Genomic DNA, 16,455 nt, shown 5'->3' on the forward strand with positions numbered 1-16,455 from the left:
TCCATATTGGAAAAAGCCCCTCATTAGTTACTAGTGGGGGCTTCTTTGTCTTAGCAATAAGTGAGAGAAGCAGCTACTTTGGTTGATATTCATTGTAAAAGCATATTTATTTATTTTTGATATAATAAATCCTATAAATCTGGCTTGAATATGGCTAGAGTAGTGCGCAGCCAACTAAGCTTCGCTGCCTTCATTTTCATCTGCACCTTTTCATGAAAATCTCACACTATCTGCCCGTTGCATTACTTGCTGGGCTTACGTTAGCAAGCTGCGCCGACGACAAAAGCAGTAACAACGCTACCAAGCTGCAAATCCGCCTAACGGATGCACCCGGCGACTTCCAGAAAGTAACGCTGGATGTCCGTCAGATTGAAGTGCATCTTAAGGATGAACAGAGCGCCGATGGCTGGGAGTTACTGCCTTTCACGCCCCAAACGCTCAATATCCTCGACTATGTAAATGGTCGCTCCGCGCTGCTGGTAGATACTGATTTCGAGCCCGGTGATTTGAAAGAAATTCGCTTGGTACTCGGTCCAAACAGCACCGTCACTACTCGTGATGGCCAAGTGTATGATCTGAAAACGCCTAGCGGTCAGACTTCTGGCGTTAAGCTGAAGCTGAACAAAGCAACTTTGCGGGAGCGTGAAACCTTCCAGCTTCTGCTCGACTTCGACGTAGCCAAGTCGATTGTGCAGCGCGGCAACTGGCGCCCCGGCAACGACAAGAAAGAGCGCTTTCTGCTGAAACCAGTTATTCGCGTTATCGCTCAGGACATTGCTGGCGGTCTGCGCGGCACAGTTACGCCTAGCGCGTCATTACCCCAAATATTGGCTATCCGCGCTTCTATTACGCCCGCCGATACTTTCAGCACTTCCGCTGACGCCTCGGGCGGTTTCCAGTTGAGTAGCTTACCCTCCGGCGTTTACCGCGTAGAGTTTTTTCCCACTACTACCGCTCCTGCTAATCAGCCAGCTTACAAAAACGTGGTTCGCACCGACATCACAGTTACCAATAATCAGGTGACGGAGTTGGGTCAAACCAAACTTGACTAAGTCTGACTTAAAGTTAAAAAGCCCCCCAGACGTCGTCTGGGGGGCTTTTTTTGCTTTCAAACCAAGTGGTTACGGAATGACACTGCGCTTACATCACACTAAGTGCAGGCTCCAGTGCCCGAACCAACTCCAGCAACTCCCGCTGAGTCGATTGGGTTTTATCATGGGCGTACCAGCCGTGAAGCTGGGTAGCAAATTCTTCAAAAGGCAGATTTTGACTTTTTAACTCCCGAAACATGGCCTGGGCAGGCGCCGGACGTGGACCCCATGTAGCGGCTTCCGTAAGCATATCAGCATGCAATACAATGAGTTTGGGAATTGAACGCCCGCCGTCGGTGAGATAACGATCCATCAGATCCAGGTTCTCATCGCGCAACAGGTAGCGAGATTCCAACTTGCCGTTGCTGGCTTGCACAATGGCTTCTATTACGGGCACAATCTGGGCCGCGTCGCCGCACCAACCTTCCGTGAGCGTGAGCCACACGTACTTATTTTGCAGATTGGCCAGAGCCTCGTGTAGTTCAGGCAGCAGTACAATTGTTTTATCTACCCGGCGCATCCGCTGCACATTCAAGCGAGCATATTGTAAAATCTGCTCCGTTTGATTGGTGCCGGTAGTGAGGTTTTGAGCCATCAGCTCATCAATAAGCTGACGATAAGAGGCGTAAGTATAGGCTGAGGCTAAGCGCTCGGGAGTCAAAACAGAAGAAAGGGGAGCAGACATAGAATGGGGCGTTAAGGAGAATGGCTGGATAACAAACAAAAACCCTTCTGGTATGCAAGCCAGAAGGGTTTTTACGTAAGCGCCGCAAGCTCAGTAGCTACAGGCTCACGGTTTCCTTAGCTGACATCTCGCGGCAGTAAGTAATAAAGTCGGTATTGATGGGCTCTAACCCATTGTCGCGTAGGCGAGTAGCTACCTGACCGCGGTGATAGTTGGCGTGCACGTGTACGTGGGTCAGCACATCCGATACCTGACTAACATAGGCGTCACCCACCGAGTTGGTATAAGTAATCATGCGGTGCAGTTCAGTTTCGTCGGCTGCCTGAGCCATCTGAAGCAGACGCCCGGAGGTTTGGGCGTGAAGCTGGTGCAAGCCTTCCAGCGTGTGCTCCTGCCATACTTTTACTGGGCTTTGCGTATCGGTGAGGCGAGCAATCCAGATAGCCTGAGCATTGAGTACGTGGCTGAATAAGCGCAGGGCCACAGCCGGGATTTCGGCGCCGCCCGCAACCGCTTTATCCATATGCGCTAGCAAGGTATCATTGGCCCAGATGTTATAAGCGGCTAGTTTTTCGATGGTGTTGATCATGGGAGTTGAATGATGAAAACGGATTAGAAATCAACCGTAGCAACTGGCTGTCGAGAGGTAAGTGACAGCCTTAGACGGACAAATTTATCTGAATCAAGGAACTCAGCCTATCGGGGATCTTGCCAAACCAACGTTTCTCGCGTGCGTCTTTTCGTAAAATCAGCGCATCGCCCATCGCCTTTGCCCGTGATACCGCCGTCGGGCTGACAGATGATTTTGCCATCGGCGGCGTAAAGTGTAGTGAAAAAGTCGCAGCAAGGCGCCGTTTCATAGTACACCACTTGGTCGTTGTAGAGGTAGCGGAATACCTGCACAGGTGGGTTGGCAGGTTCTTCCGCCAGTATTTTTTGAATACGCTCACGCAGCCAGACGGGGCGCCCGGTAGTGTCGGCAATAGAGGAGCGAACGGGTGTGGGCATCACCGTATTGGCGCTGGTCGGGGCGGGAGTATCGGTGCCCGATACGCTGCCCGTCACGGGGGCATCGGTGGGGGTAGTCACGTTCACACCGGTCTGACAACCCACTGATAGCAAGGCTGTCATCGACAGGGAAACAAGAAGTAGAGCAGAGCGCATAACTACTGGAAGGAAGCAGTGAACAAGTAGCAACAAGCTACTTGCAGGGCGAAAACCTCGCTGAGGCGGACCCATAATCGGAACAGTAGTCCTTACGCCGCGCTTTAGTAATTGTTTTTGAGGCCTATTTCGCTCTACTCAACCAACCCCCATACCCGGGGGGCAAATATGAGTAATCCGACTACCACGGCGGCCAGCGCAGCCAGTAAAACGGCCCCCGCGGCTACATCCTTGGCCTTCCCAGCCAACGGATGATACTCCGGCGACACCAAATCAGTGAGCGCCTCAATGGCGGTATTTGCCAGTTCCGCCGTCCAGACGGTGCCAACGGCCAGCGCTACTAGCGCCCACTCCGTCCGGCTGATGCTAAAGTAAAATCCCAACCCTATCACGACCACCGTAGCCAACGCGTGAAAGCGCAGGTGCACCTCCGAGCCCAGCGCCGACACCACCCCGCGAAAGGCATGCCCGAAGCTTGCGGCGCGGCGCCGAAGTAGGCTATGCTGCCTGGGAGGCAAATCAGCCATGGTTGTCGAAGTCTTTAAAGGTCGTGGTGCGCAAGTGGTGCCATTCTGGCTTCAACACGCTGAAAATTACCGTGTCGCGCCGACGCCCGCCCTGCGTGTAGCGGTGGCTGCGCAACGTGCCTTCCTCCGTGGCTCCCATGCGCCGCATCGCCGCCTGCGACTTCAGATTATGGGCATCGGTTTCCAACTCCACTCGCTCGCACGCCAGCACATCGAAGGCATGCCGAAACAGTAGATGCTTGGCCGCTCGGTTCAGACCGCTACGTTGAAATTCCGTGCCCACCCATGTGTAGCCAATGGACAATCGCCCATCCTCCAGATTGATGTTGTAGTAGCTGGTACTGCCGGCTACTTGGTTTGTCAGCTTGTCTACTATCAGGAATGGATAGCGCTGCTGCTGCTCGCGGCCCTGTACTGCCGCCGCAATGTAAGCGGCCAGACTAATGCGGTCATCGCCGCGGGTAAGGGTAAACTGCCACAATTCAGGATCAAACGCAACAGATTGCAGTCCCTCAAAATCTTGGGCAGTGAGGGGCCGTAGTTGAGCCCGGTTATTTTCAAGAATAATGTCCTGAGCGAAATCCATAGAGACGGCAGGTGCGTGAAAGTCAGCCCTAAAGATGCTGGAAAAAAGGAAATCGGTGACTTAATCAACGATAAGGCAATACGAAACCGGGCGACCAGCACTATAGCTGGTCGCCCGGTTCGAGGACTACTTAATAAGTCGGTGCCTGGGGCTACTTCTGTATCTCGCCCACCATATCTTCCGGCTTCAGCCACTCATTGAACTGCTCTTCAGTCAGGTAGCCGAGCTTCAGAGCGGTTTCCTTAAGCGTGCTGCCTTCACGGTGCGCAGTTTGGGCAATTTCAGCGGCTTTATAGTAACCAATATGTGGGTTCAAGGCCGTTACCAGCATCAGGGAGCTGTTTACGTGCTTCTTGATATTCTCCTCAATCGGCTTGATGCCTTCCGCGCACTTGTCATTAAACGACACGCACACATCACCGATAAGGCGGGCCGAGTGCAGGAAATTATAGATCATCAAGGGCTTGAACACGTTCAGCTCGAAGTGGCCGTTCATGCCCCCAATGTTGATAGCTACGTCGTTGCCCATTACCTGCGCGGCTACCATCGTCATGGCTTCGCTTTGGGTGGGATTTACCTTGCCGGGCATGATGCTGGAACCAGGCTCATTATCAGGAATATATAGCTCACCAATGCCCGCCCGCGGGCCTGAAGCCAGCAGACGAATGTCGTTGGCAATCTTCATCAGCGAGGCCGCTACCGTTTTCAAAGCGCCGTGCGCTTCCACAATCGCGTCGTGGGCAGCCAGGGCTTCAAATTTGTTTTCGGCCGTAACAAAGGGCAGACCCGTTAAGTCGGCAATGTGCTTGGCTACGTTTTCGGAGTAGTTGGGGGGCGTATTGATGCCCGTACCTACGGCCGTGCCGCCCAAGGCCAGCTCCGATAAGTGCGCCAGCGTGTTTTTAATAGCCCGCAGGCCGTGGTCGAGCTGCGATACATAGCCCGAAAACTCTTGGCCCACGGTGAGCGGCGTGGCGTCCATGAGGTGGGTGCGGCCAATCTTTACCACGTGCATATACTCCTCCGACTTGCGCTTGAGCGTATCGCGCAGCTTCTCAATGCCGGGCATCGTCACTTCCACCAATATTTTGTAGGCCGCAATGTGCATGGCCGTGGGGAAGGTGTCGTTCGAGCTTTGCGACTTATTTACGTCGTCGTTGGGGGCCAGCGCTTTCTTCTCGTCGCTGAGCTGGCCGCCCTGCAACACGTGGCCGCGGTAAGCTACCACCTCGTTCACGTTCATATTCGACTGCGTGCCCGAGCCGGTTTGCCACACCACCAGCGGAAACTCCGCATCCAGTTTGCCTTCCAGAATCTCATCGCACACGCGGCCAATCAGCTCAGCTTTTTCCGCCGATAATACGCCGGCGTCGCGGTTGGTGAGCGCAGCGGCCTTCTTCAGATAAGCAAAAGCGCGGATGATTTCCTTCGGCATCCGATTGATATCCTGAGCAATGCGGAAGTTATCAATGGAGCGCTGGGTTTGGGCGCCGTAGTAGGCGTCGGCGGGCACCTGTACGGGGCCCATGGTGTCTTTCTCGGTGCGAAAATTCATGAAGCAAAAACTGGTGTGATAAATCCGTTTTGGTGCCGGTAAAAGTAAGGAACCTCCCGGCAACTGCCCGACTCGGCCTGCTTACTTTACGACTTCCAGCCACCCTTTTACGCGCGGGGTGCAAAACCGCTCATTTTCGAGGGTGTAGTAATATATCCCGGCAGGTTGCCCAGCCGCCATCCAGTCATTCGCATAGTTATCAGACGCGTACACTTCCTTACCCCACCGGTTATAGAGGCGGAGGCGGGTACCCAGCTCAACAGCTACGGCCTCCGATGGCTTGAACACGTCATTTTTGCCGTCGCCATTGGGCGTAATAATGTTGGGGGGCAAAACTGGCCGCAGCAGCGTCACAGTCACCGATTTTTCGGTTACGCAGCCGCTTTGCGTAATGTGTACGGTATAGCGCCCCGAAGTAGGAGCCATAATACTAGCCGTCGTCTCCTGGGTCGACCATAGGTACGTGCTACCCGGCTCGGCGGTGGTGCGCAGTCGTATGCCACCAGCTATGCAGCCCGTCGTGTCAGATGTCAGGGTCGGCTCAGTTACCAGCCTCACGATGGTACTATCTCGGCTACTACAGCGGCCGTTGTTTACAATTACGGAGTACTTACCAGGTTGCGTAACGCTGATGGTAGGAGTAGTGGCGCCGATACTCCAGCGGTAGGTGTTGCCCGGACTATTCGCGTTGATTGTAAGTGAATTACCTGCACATAGTATCAGGTTCTTGGGCAGCGCTACGGTAGGCAGCGCCTTCACGCGCACCAGCACGATGGTCGAGTCGCGTGTGGTATTGCCACAGGACGCATTAGGTGACATCACTGATAGCTGCACACGATAGAGGCCCGGTGCGGTGAACGTATGCGAAGGCTGCCGGGCGGTGTCGGCGGGGGTGCCATCTCCAAAATTCCAACGATAGCGCAACTTGCCCTCACCTATACTAGCATTAGCAAAGCGCACGGCGTAAGGCGCACAGGCCGAATCGACGGGCGCAATTGCAGCCTGCAACGGCGAGCTAGTGCTGCCAGCATTCTGGTCAATTTTAAAGGTTAGCACATCAAGTCCACCTGCTCTATTGGTAGGCGAATATGCTCCGGCGATGGTCGGATAAGTAAATGCGCATAGCACCTGATAAAGCCGTCCCTGCGAATCAAAGCGGTGAACCTGACTATGTGCGTGGGCTGTCGTATTGCCAAAATAAGATCCGAATAGCAGCTTGGACGCATCGCTACTGAGGGTCATAGTGTAATAGCCGGCGATGGTATTATTAGGCAGCGCATTTACGAGTGGCAAGCCGGGCGTGGCGGTGAAACCTGCCGCATAAATGTTGTTGCAGGCGTCCAGCCCGAAGGCCGTTGACAGGATAGGGCCCATAGCTGGCCGGGCCGTAAAGCGCACATCAGCCAAACTGGGCGCCAGCTTCGTGATAAAAGTAGAGCTATTGCTGGCCGATACCGCGCCGGGCGTAGCCGCGAGCGTACCCGATGTACTACCAAAAACATAAACGTTGTTGGCCTTGTCCAGCTGAAGGTTGGTGATGTTGTCGCTCCCATTAGGCGAGCCATAAAAGGTAGAAGCGGCGAGCCTTCTACCGTCGGCTTGTAGCCGGGTAATAAAGGCCTCACCCGGAGCGCGGTATGTAGTGGTGAGGGCACCGGCAGTCGTCGGAAAATCGACGCTAAGCGTACTGCCTCCCACCACAACCTCGTCCGTGGAGGTGATGCCAAACGTCGTTACGGTTTCAGTAGAATTGCCCCCAGAAGCGTACTCCAGGTAAGAGAAGTCAGGTTAGCATCAAAGCATGCCACAAAGACATCCTGGCTGCCACCTAGTGTTTGGTCGTAGGCGGTGGGGCTAAGGGGTAGATTAATGGAAGAAGTATTACCGACTATATACAGTGCGCCTGAAGCGCCTAACGCTAGGTCGGCGCCCGTTTCAAAGCCGCTGCCCCCGTAATAAGTAGAGGCCAGCAAGGCTGAGCCGGTAGCATTCAACTTGCTTATCACTAAGTCATTTCCTCCGTTGAGGGTGCGGTCGAAGGCTGCGGTAGTGGGAAAATTACTGGAAGTAGTATGGGCGAGTAAATACAATTCACCAGTCGGAGTAGTGGTCAGGCTGCGAATTTCATCGTAATTATTGCCCCCCAGATAGGTCGCATAGAGTAAGGTAGAGCCGGTTGGGTTTAGCTTGCTGATGGCAATATCCTGTAAGCCTGCAAATACATTTTGGTACGCTCCGGGCGTAATGGGGTAGCCTGATGTCTGAGCCAACCCACCGGTAAAAATATTGCCTTCCTTATCGTAGCCCGCTGTTTCGCCCCACACACTTCCTCGGCTGCCCGAAAACGTGCAAGCCACTACCGTGGGGTCAATAATGAGGGGCCGGCTGCGGTCGTAGCCGGCCGGAAACTCATACCGGACAGTGCTGCCTGTCAGTTGGTAGCGGCAGACGACGGTCTGCCGCACGCCATGCGCATCGGTCTGGTAGGCGTAAGGTTTTTGCTCTTCTACATCGGTCACGGAAGTACGCACGAGTAAGGTTCCATCGGGGCGCAGATCGAGTCCTAAAGCCCCCCGGTAAAGCAGCGCGATTGGTGCCGGACTAGCTCCGGCCGCAATGGTGAAGTCGTACTTCAGGTTGCCTGCTTCGGTGCCATAGAGCCGCAGGCTCACCCCCGGATAAAGCGCTGGGTACTCAACGGCGCTGAACGAGCGCACATTGCTGGCCCAGTGGGCCGGGTCATTGCCCAGAAAGTAGTTGTGGTGGGCTGCCTGCAGTTGGTCGCCTGCTGGAGTTTTTACCGCTTGAGCACCCACAAAATCGACAAACACGGCGTGGCCGCGGATGGCGGTAGTTGGGAGTGCTGGGTGCGGATGAGTGAGCGTACCAGCCGCTTCGTAATCGGCGTGTGCCTTGTTTACATCGGCAGTGCTATGCCAGTCATATACCAAGCCGGTAGCACCTACGTACACATCGCCGCCCGGAACAGAAGCCTTAAAGCGAACCGCCGCCGGCCACTGGCTTTTATTCTCAATAAACGAAATGCTGTTTCTGCGCGGTACATTCTCAGCAGCTAAATAATTGGATAACAGGCATAACGTGGCAACTACCAGTAGCCGCCCGGCAGGGGTAAAAATGGACATTCGCACGAGAATGAGGGGGGAGCACTATATAGGAATGAGCAAAGAAACACTAAGTCACAAACTTTGCCAATGCCACCCTTTTTAGCTGTGCCCGCGTATAACGCTACCCGGTTGCCCGATGACCGTAAGCGCTCTTTTCCACCTCCAAACGCCCCAAGCTATGAGTAGCATCAAAAAAGTAATTGAAGTACTGGCCAGCTCCGACAAAAGCTTTGAAGACGCTCTCCAGCGCGCCCTCACCGAAGCCAGCACCACACTTAAGGGCATCCGCTCCATCTACATTAAAGACCAAAGCTGCAAAGTGCAGGACAACCGGATTGTGGAGTACCGCATTACGGCCAAAATCACCTTCGAAGTGATGCACAAGTGGAATGCGGGCGCCGTAGGTAGCGCCGAAACCGAGCAAGCCGAAACTCCCGGAACCGGTGGCGGCATTCCCGATTATAGTCAAGTAGAAATGAAAACCCAGCCCGACCTGCCCCGCCAAGTAGAGCCCGGCGGCAGCGCTACCACCGCCGAAAGCGGCGGCGGCTACAGCGGCTAGATATTTTTCAGTTCTCAAAAAAGCCCCCAGAGCTGATCTGGGGGGCTTTTTTGTGGTGCCAGTGACCATAAACTATTGAATACGAAACGGGACGGAGATGCGCACTTGCTGGGCCGTGCGCCGCCCCCCGATAATGCCCGGAAACCAGGATGGTCCTTCGCGCACCAGCCGCATAGCCTCTTCGTCGCACTCTTTGCTGAGGCCGCTTACTACTTTCAAGTCCTCGATAGTACCGGTGGCGGTTACGGTGAACCGTAGCTTCACCGTTCCTTGGGTACGATCACGCATCGCCTTATCAGGGTATTCCAGCTCTTTTTTCAAATACTCGTGGAAAGCAGGCAGCCCGCCGGCCGGGGCCGGGCCAACGGCGGACGGAGTAGGCATTTTGCCTTTGCGCGTCACTACTACTTCGCTGAGACTCCGGGTGTCTGGGGAGAGGGCCAGCGCGAGCGGCGCGCTTGGATTGGTCAGCTTATATTCCTTTCGCTCGTAGCCGATGGAGGCAATCACCAAAGTCGATTGAGTATCGGCTACGGGCAGCGCGAAAGAACCGTCGGCCTGCGTGCTTACGCCCTGTTGGGTGCCTTTCACTAGCACCGTTACGCCGGGCAGCCCTGCACCGGAAGTTTGATCAGTAATACGGCCTCGAACCAAACTCATACCGGCGGCTGCCGCGCCGCTGCTGGCCAAAGACCGCGCATCGCTGCTGGGGGGCATTTTGGCCACTTGTTTACCCGAGTCGATGGCAGTGCCCGCGGCCGAGCGCGCAAGCGCCGTGCGGGCCCGGTCGGGTGGGAGAGGAGCCGTAGCTACCGCCGGGGCTTCACTCGCTGCGGCTACGTTTGGCGTAGAAGCGCTGTCGGTGACTACTTTATCCTTCATAGCATCCATAGCAGCATCTTGAGTCCTGATTGCTGCTATGTCAGCATTGACAGGTTCAGCAATGCGAGCCGGGCTTGTCCGCATAGTTGCTTTTGTCCGAGCGGAAGCCGGAGCGCGCGGCGGCGTCGGCCGAGCCGCATCGGATTGAGCCACATCAGCTGCTGCTATTTCTGCTGGCATTGGCGTTGATTTCATCGCCTCCAACTCAGGCTTGGATGCGGCTAGCGGCGCTGCATCCTGTTGCGACGATGCTGCCTCTTCCCGGCGCATCATCGCCGCTACCGGCTCTGACTGCGCTTCGGTCTTTGCTTGATTGAGGCGCCAGCCGACAAGGCTAGCGATGAGCAACAGTAATGCGCCGGCCATTTGCAGCCAGGGCCACTCTGCGGCCGTTTTGCGGCTGGTATCTTGCGCTACGCGGGTGCGCAGACGGCTTTGCAGGTCGGCCAAGCTGTGGTCGGTAGTAGTAGCGTCGGTCATTTCCAACCCTTCTAACACTTCTGCACAACGCTCACAATCAAGGGTATGCGCCTCCACGCGGTGCTGATCGGCGGGCGCGAGTGTACCGGCCACGTACTGCCGTAGCAAGGCCACGGGCAGGTGCCCGCCGGGTTCGGCAGACGGGAGTGGAGAAGGTAACTGATCAGTGGGCCGCATCGGGAGAAGTAGACTCTAAGTAACGTTTGAGGTTGCGCTTGCCGTTTTGTAGATGACTTTTTACCAAGCCCAATTCAAAGCCGGTGATGGTGGCAATGGTACGATAACACTGCTTTTCGAGGTAAAACAGTTCCAGACATCGTCGTTGACCGGGCGGTAGTTCGGCCAGGGCGAGCTCCAAGGCTTGCAGGCGTTCTTCGGTCAAAGCGGCTTCGTCGGGGTCATCAGCAGGTAGATGCGCGGCCACCGCCGATTCCATACCGGCTGCATCGGGAAAGTGCAGCACGAGCGCGCCACCGTCGGGGCCGGCGCGCTGTCGGGCCCGCAAAATCATGAGGCAATGGTTGCGGGCCGTGGTATGCAGCCAGGCCGGAAAATGTTCGACCTCGTGCCGCCGCAAGCTTTCCACCAGCTTTTCAAACAGCTGCATCACCGCGTCTTTCGCGTCGTCCTCGTCGCGCAGGTAGCGCCGGCAAATGGCTAGCACAGTCACCATATGTCGCTCATACAACGTGCCTACATCGGCCACGTCGCCGTGCTGCCGGTAGCGCACCAGCAACTCCGCATCGGATAGCGCGGCGGGCAACTCAGGACGACGGCGGTTAAAAAACATACAGGCGGAACGACCAGCAAATGAATCGGGAAGCTACGGCCTGGGGGGCAAAATTCCGCGTTTAAGCGGCCGGGGCGTCAACGCGTCAACTTATTTCCACTGCGCCGTGTGGAATTACAGCTCAATGGGCATCAGAATAACTGTTCTACCCAACTACTTGCCTGATGCGCCACCACTTTCTGTTCTTCATTGCCAGCTTACTCGTTGCCTTGCCAGCCGCTGCCCAAACGACTTCACCAAGTCCGGCCGCAATCCAAGCTCCGGCCGATACGCTCACCGCTGCGTCTGAACCAGTGCAAGCTCGAACTGCGGTACAACTGCCCTGGTGGCTGCCCACCGCCGCGCAGTGCGCTGATATTCGGGCACTTGAAGCGATTGAAGCCCCCAAGCAAGCTGCCCGCCGCGAAAAGCGGATGCAGCAACAAAGCAAAAAGCTGGCGAAAAAGTATCCGCAGGCAACGGAATAGAAAGGGATCATACATAAATCCCTGCCCATAAACGACTCATGCCCAACCAATAAAACCAGAAAAATTTAGGCTAAACTTGTTTTCCTGCTTGGCTTTGTTCAGATTTGGGCAGCTAAACGGCTACTTCACCTCATGCGTACGGCCTCTACTCAGTATTATTTTACCTCGTATTTTTTCTACGCTACCGCGTAGAACCGAGGCCGCTTGCCCCCCATCACCCCAGACAAACCAAGCGCCTTCGGACCTCCGAAAAGGCGCTTTTTTTATTCCTTAAGTATTCTTCGATCATGCAGTTCTCCGCTTCTTTTTATTACGGCTTCTATTATTTCTTCTACCGGAAGAAACAGGGAGTCTTTTATTCTGCTTAACCTCACAAGAAGCAACGAAAAAGGCCCCCTGCACCCCAGGGGGCCTTTTTCATACCATAATTTCATATCTCATTCCATGACGCCTACCATTGCCATTCAGGGTTTCGCCGGGAGCTTTCATCAACTCGCCGCTCATCAGTACTTCGGGCCCGAAACGGCCGTGACGCCCTGCGCAACCTTTACGGAAGTGGTGCGGCAGGTGACGCGCGGCACCGCCACTGGGGGCGTAATGGCCATTGAAAACTCTATTGCCGGCAGCATTCTACCCAACTACAACCTACTCCAACAGTCGGCGCTGCGAGTAACGGGCGAGGTGTATCTGCCCATTCGGCAGCATCTGCTGCTGCTGCCCGGCCAAACCCTGGCTGACTTGCGGGAGGTGCATTCGCACCCAATGGCCCTGCTTCAGTGCGCCGATTTTCTCAACCAACACCCTGAATGGAAGCTGGTTGAGACCGAGGATACGGCCCTTAGCGCCCAGCGTATTCGCGAAGGCCATCTGACGGGCATCGCCGCCGTGGCGGGCCAAGCGGCCGCCGAGCTGTTTGACTTAGAAGTAGGAGCGGCGGATATCCAGTCGGTGCCAGAGAATTATACGCGCTTTCTTATCATCAATACCGCTGAAAATGCCCCCCAGCCGGCCGCGGCCAACAAAGCGTCGGTGTACTTTCACACTTCCCACACCAAGGGCTCCTTGGCGCGGGTGCTCAACAAAATTGCCGACCACGACCTGAATCTGTCTAAGCTTCAATCGTTTCCCCAGCCCGGCCGCGCCTGGCAGTATTTCTTCCACGCCGATCTGGAATTCGACCACGCCGATCAATTCCACGAAGTACTCCAAGACCTAGAACCGCTCACCGAAGATTTACGCGTGCTAGGACTTTATCAAAGGGGAGACACTCAATTAACAGCCTCAACACACGATAGTTAGAATCTGTAACTACTACTATGAACATCTCCACCGCCGACCGCCTCCAGCACACGGGCGAGTACTATTTCTCCCAGAAGCTGCGCGAAATTGAGGCCATGAATCAGGCCGGTGCCGCCGTCATCAACCTGGGTATCGGTAGCCCCGATTTGCCGCCGCACCCCAGCGTAATTGAAGCCTTGAGCACCACGGCTGCGCAGCCCAACACGCACGCTTACCAAGGCTACCAGGGTAGCCCGGCTCTGCGGCAGGCGATGGCTGAGTGGTACCAGCGGGCGTATCAGGTGGAGCTAAACCCAGTCAATGAAATTTTGCCGCTATTGGGCTCGAAAGAAGGCATCATGCACATCAGCATGACGTTTTTGCAAGCTGGCGACGAGGTGCTGATTCCTAATCCGGGTTACCCGGCGTACCGCGCCGCCGCCCAGCTCAGCGGCGCCACACCCGTCGATTACGACCTAACCGCCGCCAACAACTGGCAGCCCGACCTCGACGCCCTGGCCCAGCGCGACCTGAGTCGGGTAAAGCTAATGTGGATCAACTACCCGCACATGCCCACCGGCGCCCCCGCCGACATGGCGTTTCTGGCCCACCTCGTTTCCTTCGCGCAGCAGCACAATATTCTGCTGGTGCATGACAACCCGTACAGCTTCATTCTCAACGAGAATCCGCAGAGCTTGCTGGCGGTGCCGGGAGCCAGAGAGGTCGCGCTGGAGCTGAACTCGCTCAGCAAATCGCACAACATGGCGGGCTGGCGCGTAGGTATGCTGGTGGGACGGGCCGAGTGGCTGCAACAGGTGCTGCGCTTCAAGAGCAACCTCGACTCAGGCATGTTTCTGCCGGTGCAACGCGGCGCTATTGTCGCGCTGAGGCTGGGTGCTGAGTGGTTTGAGCAGCTCAACGCCACGTATCAAGCCCGCCGCGAGCAGGTATTCAACTTGCTCACTACTATCGGCTGTCAGTTTGATCGGCAGCAAACGGGGTTGTTTGTCTGGGGGGCAATTCCGGCTGGCTACGCCGATGGCTACGCGCTCAGCCACGAGTTGCTGCACCAGGCGAAGGTATTTATCACGCCGGGGGCATTTTTGGCAGCAACGGCAACGACTTCATTCGGGTGAGCTTGTGCCAGCCAGAAAGCGTGCTGACGGCTGCCTTAGAACGCATTGTTACAGCCCGAAAAGCCACACCTGTTTCTCGATAAAAAGATGATAGTCACCGTAATAGGTATTGGTTTAATTGGCGGCTCCCTAGCATTGAGTCTCAGAGATGCTGGCTTGGCTATGCATATCATCGGCGTAGATCAAAGCTTTGAAAATCAAACGAAAGCTTTGGCCCTGGGTCTTGTCGATGAGGTAGTCGACCTTGCATCCGGCATCAGCCGCGCCGATCTGATCGTGCTGGCCGTGCCCATGGATGCCATGCTCACGTTGCTGCCCCAGGTGCTGGATTCAGTTGCTGACCACCAAATAGTTATCGACGTCGGCTCGACCAAGCAAAAGCTGCTGACGGCTGTTGCGCAGCACCCGCGTCGGGCCCGTTTTGTGGCGGTGCACCCCATGGCCGGTACCGAGTATTCGGGGCCCGAGGCGGCGGTCCAGGGCTTGTTTCAAGACAAGGCCGTTGTAATCTGTGACGCGGAGCACAGCGACCCGGCCGCCGTAAGTCGGGTGGGGGGCATTTTTGAGCAAATTGGGATGCGGCTGGTGTACATGGGCGGGGCTGCCCACGATCTGCACACAGCCTACATCTCCCACATCTCCCACATTACCTCTTTTGCTCTGGCTCTCACGGTGTTAAATAAGGAGAAGGAGGAGCAGCAGATATTTAACCTAGCCAGCGGCGGCTTCGAGTCGACGGTGCGTCTGGCCAAAAGCTCGCCGGATATGTGGGTGCCTATTTTCCGCCAAAACCGCCTCAACGTGCTCGATGTGCTCAGTGAGCATTTGCGCCAACTCCAGCACATGAAAGACGTGCTGGAACAAGAAGATTATCACGCTTTTCATCAGCTCATCGAGCAAGCCAACCTCATTCGTAAAATCTTGAAATAATGGACCAAGCCCAAACAACTACCACGTCGGCCGCTGAGCTCACCAGCAAAAAGCCCCTGCTCATCTCCGGCCCTTGCAGCGCCGAAACCGAGGAACAGCTCCTCGATACCTGCAACCAACTAGCCCAAACCGGCCGCGTGGATATGCTGCGCGCCGGCATCTGGAAGCCGCGCACCAAGCCCGGCGGCTTTGAGGGCATCGGCACGAAAGGCTTGCCCTGGCTGCAAAAGGCCCGTGAGCAAACCGGCCTGCCGGTGATGGTGGAAGTAGCTACGCCGAAGCACGTAGAAGACAGCCTAGCCTTCGAGATGGACGTGCTTTGGATTGGCGCTCGCACCACCGTAAATCCTTTTTCGGTGCAGGCCGTGGCCGATGCCCTGCGCGGCACCGACGTGCCGGTATTTATCAAAAACCCCATCAACCCCGATGTGGAGCTGTGGGCCGGGGCCGTGGAGCGCTTGGCCAAAGCCGGCGTGAAGAAAATTGGACTAATTCACCGGGGTTTTTCCAGTTACGGCAACACCGAATACCGCAACGCGCCGCTCTGGCAATTGCCTATTGAGATGAAGCGCCGCATGCCCGAGTTGCCGCTCATCTGCGACCCCAGCCACATCTGTGGCCGCCGCGACTTACTCGCCGACGTAGCCCAGAAAGCCATTGACCTCGACTTCGACGGCTTGATGCTGGAGTCGCACCGCGACCCCGACCAGGCTTGGAGCGATGCCGCCCAGCAAGTAACACCCACCAACCTGGTTGCCCTGCTCGACAGCCTCATCTGGCGCCACGAAACCACCGATAAACAGGAATTCTTGACGGTGCTGGCCAAACTCCGCGACCAGATCAACCACATCGACGACGAGATCATGCAGCTTATTAGCAGCCGCATGGCCGTAGCCGAGAAGATTGGTACTTACAAAAAGGAGAACGACATCACCATTCTGCAGCCCAACCGCTGGAATGAAATCCTGGATCGTGGCGTGCAGAAAGGCGCCAAGCTGGGCCTAACCAAAGACTTCATCCTCAAGTATTTCGACGCCATTCACCTCGAATCCATCAACCGCCAAAACCGCGTGATGAACCCTCACGATGACGTTAAATAGGGAGCGGGGGGCTTTTTTGAAAGGCAATAAAATATCGACAGCTCATTCCATAAGTTGACTGACGAATCACGGCGTTCAACGTAAAACGTTTCCGTAA

At 55.8% G+C, this 16,455-nt stretch carries 17 protein-coding genes; 7 read left to right on the forward strand and 10 right to left on the reverse strand.

Translation table 11 applies throughout. The features are described from left to right. Window positions 1-212: 212 nt before the first annotated feature. A complete protein-coding gene (locus G7064_RS11985) occupies window positions 213-1,052 on the forward strand; it encodes a DUF4382 domain-containing protein (RefSeq protein ID WP_166073752.1) in 840 nt (279 codons plus the stop codon). An 88-nt stretch (window positions 1,053-1,140) separates the two neighbouring features. On the opposite strand, the gene G7064_RS11990 is transcribed toward G7064_RS11985, so the two are convergent. The 8 genes from G7064_RS11990 to G7064_RS12025 form a co-directional block, all read right to left on the reverse strand. Next, window positions 1,141-1,776, reverse strand: a complete 636-nt coding sequence (locus tag G7064_RS11990) for a thioredoxin family protein (RefSeq protein ID WP_166073753.1) — start codon at window positions 1,774-1,776, stop codon at window positions 1,141-1,143. A gap of 97 nt (window positions 1,777-1,873) precedes the next feature. Next, on the reverse strand, window positions 1,874-2,365 hold the full coding sequence (locus G7064_RS11995) for a DinB family protein (RefSeq protein ID WP_166073754.1): 492 nt from the start codon (window positions 2,363-2,365) through the stop codon (window positions 1,874-1,876). Between the two features lie 107 nt (window positions 2,366-2,472). Further along, on the reverse strand, window positions 2,473-2,940 hold the full coding sequence (locus G7064_RS12000; protein ID WP_166073755.1) for a DUF6970 domain-containing protein: 468 nt from the start codon (window positions 2,938-2,940) through the stop codon (window positions 2,473-2,475). Window positions 2,941-3,074: 134 nt separating this feature from the next. Next, on the reverse strand, window positions 3,075-3,467 hold the full coding sequence (locus G7064_RS12005; protein ID WP_133274535.1) for a diacylglycerol kinase family protein: 393 nt from the start codon (window positions 3,465-3,467) through the stop codon (window positions 3,075-3,077). Then, entirely contained in the window at window positions 3,460-4,053 is a 594-nt protein-coding gene (locus tag G7064_RS12010) for a GNAT family N-acetyltransferase (protein WP_166073756.1), read from the reverse strand. The genes G7064_RS12005 and G7064_RS12010 overlap by 8 nt, the downstream gene beginning before the upstream one ends. Window positions 4,054-4,204: 151 nt before the next feature. After that, entirely contained in the window at window positions 4,205-5,608 is a 1,404-nt protein-coding gene (fumC, locus tag G7064_RS12015; RefSeq protein ID WP_166073757.1) for a class II fumarate hydratase, read from the reverse strand. A gap of 81 nt (window positions 5,609-5,689) precedes the next feature. Then, complete coding sequence (locus tag G7064_RS12020) at window positions 5,690-7,309, reverse strand: gliding motility-associated C-terminal domain-containing protein (protein WP_166073758.1); 1,620 nt, start codon at window positions 7,307-7,309, stop codon at window positions 5,690-5,692. Between the two features lie 32 nt (window positions 7,310-7,341). After that, on the reverse strand, window positions 7,342-8,751 hold the full coding sequence (locus G7064_RS12025) for a hypothetical protein (protein ID WP_166073759.1): 1,410 nt from the start codon (window positions 8,749-8,751) through the stop codon (window positions 7,342-7,344). A 160-nt stretch (window positions 8,752-8,911) separates the two neighbouring features. Here G7064_RS12025 and G7064_RS12030 point away from each other — a divergent pair, with 160 nt between their 5' ends. Further along, window positions 8,912-9,295, forward strand: coding sequence for a dodecin family protein (locus G7064_RS12030; RefSeq protein ID WP_166073760.1), 384 nt, complete (start codon window positions 8,912-8,914; stop codon window positions 9,293-9,295). 72 nt (window positions 9,296-9,367) lie between these two features. Here G7064_RS12030 and G7064_RS12035 read toward each other — a convergent pair whose 3' ends face one another. Together G7064_RS12035 and G7064_RS12040 are read right to left on the reverse strand one after the other, a co-directional pair. Continuing rightward, window positions 9,368-10,834: a TonB family protein gene (locus tag G7064_RS12035; protein ID WP_166073761.1), complete on the reverse strand. Its 1,467-nt coding sequence runs from the start codon at window positions 10,832-10,834 to the stop codon at window positions 9,368-9,370. After that, complete coding sequence (locus G7064_RS12040; protein WP_166073762.1) at window positions 10,821-11,447, reverse strand: RNA polymerase sigma factor; 627 nt, start codon at window positions 11,445-11,447, stop codon at window positions 10,821-10,823. The genes G7064_RS12035 and G7064_RS12040 overlap by 14 nt, the downstream gene beginning before the upstream one ends. Before the next feature lie 164 nt (window positions 11,448-11,611). Between G7064_RS12040 and G7064_RS12045 the strand changes: the two genes are divergently transcribed. The 5 genes from G7064_RS12045 (at window position 11,612) to G7064_RS12065 (ending at window position 16,358) form a co-directional block, all read left to right on the forward strand. Beyond that, entirely contained in the window at window positions 11,612-11,914 is a 303-nt protein-coding gene (locus tag G7064_RS12045) for a hypothetical protein (RefSeq protein ID WP_166073763.1), read from the forward strand. Window positions 11,915-12,358: 444 nt separating this feature from the next. Then, complete coding sequence (locus G7064_RS12050) at window positions 12,359-13,213, forward strand: prephenate dehydratase (protein WP_166073764.1); 855 nt, start codon at window positions 12,359-12,361, stop codon at window positions 13,211-13,213. A 17-nt stretch (window positions 13,214-13,230) separates the two neighbouring features. Next, window positions 13,231-14,328: a pyridoxal phosphate-dependent aminotransferase gene (locus tag G7064_RS12055; protein ID WP_317172750.1), complete on the forward strand. Its 1,098-nt coding sequence runs from the start codon at window positions 13,231-13,233 to the stop codon at window positions 14,326-14,328. An 87-nt stretch (window positions 14,329-14,415) separates the two neighbouring features. Then, a complete protein-coding gene (locus G7064_RS12060) occupies window positions 14,416-15,258 on the forward strand; it encodes a prephenate dehydrogenase (protein ID WP_166073765.1) in 843 nt (280 codons plus the stop codon). Then, on the forward strand, window positions 15,258-16,358 hold the full coding sequence (locus G7064_RS12065) for a chorismate mutase (RefSeq protein ID WP_166073766.1): 1,101 nt from the start codon (window positions 15,258-15,260) through the stop codon (window positions 16,356-16,358). Before G7064_RS12060 ends, G7064_RS12065 begins: the two co-directional genes overlap by 1 nt. The last annotated feature ends 97 nt before the right edge of the window (window positions 16,359-16,455 follow it).

The organism is Hymenobacter sp. HDW8 (assembly GCF_011305775.1).
Taxonomy (GTDB): Bacteria; Bacteroidota; Bacteroidia; order Cytophagales; family Hymenobacteraceae; genus Hymenobacter; species Hymenobacter radiodurans.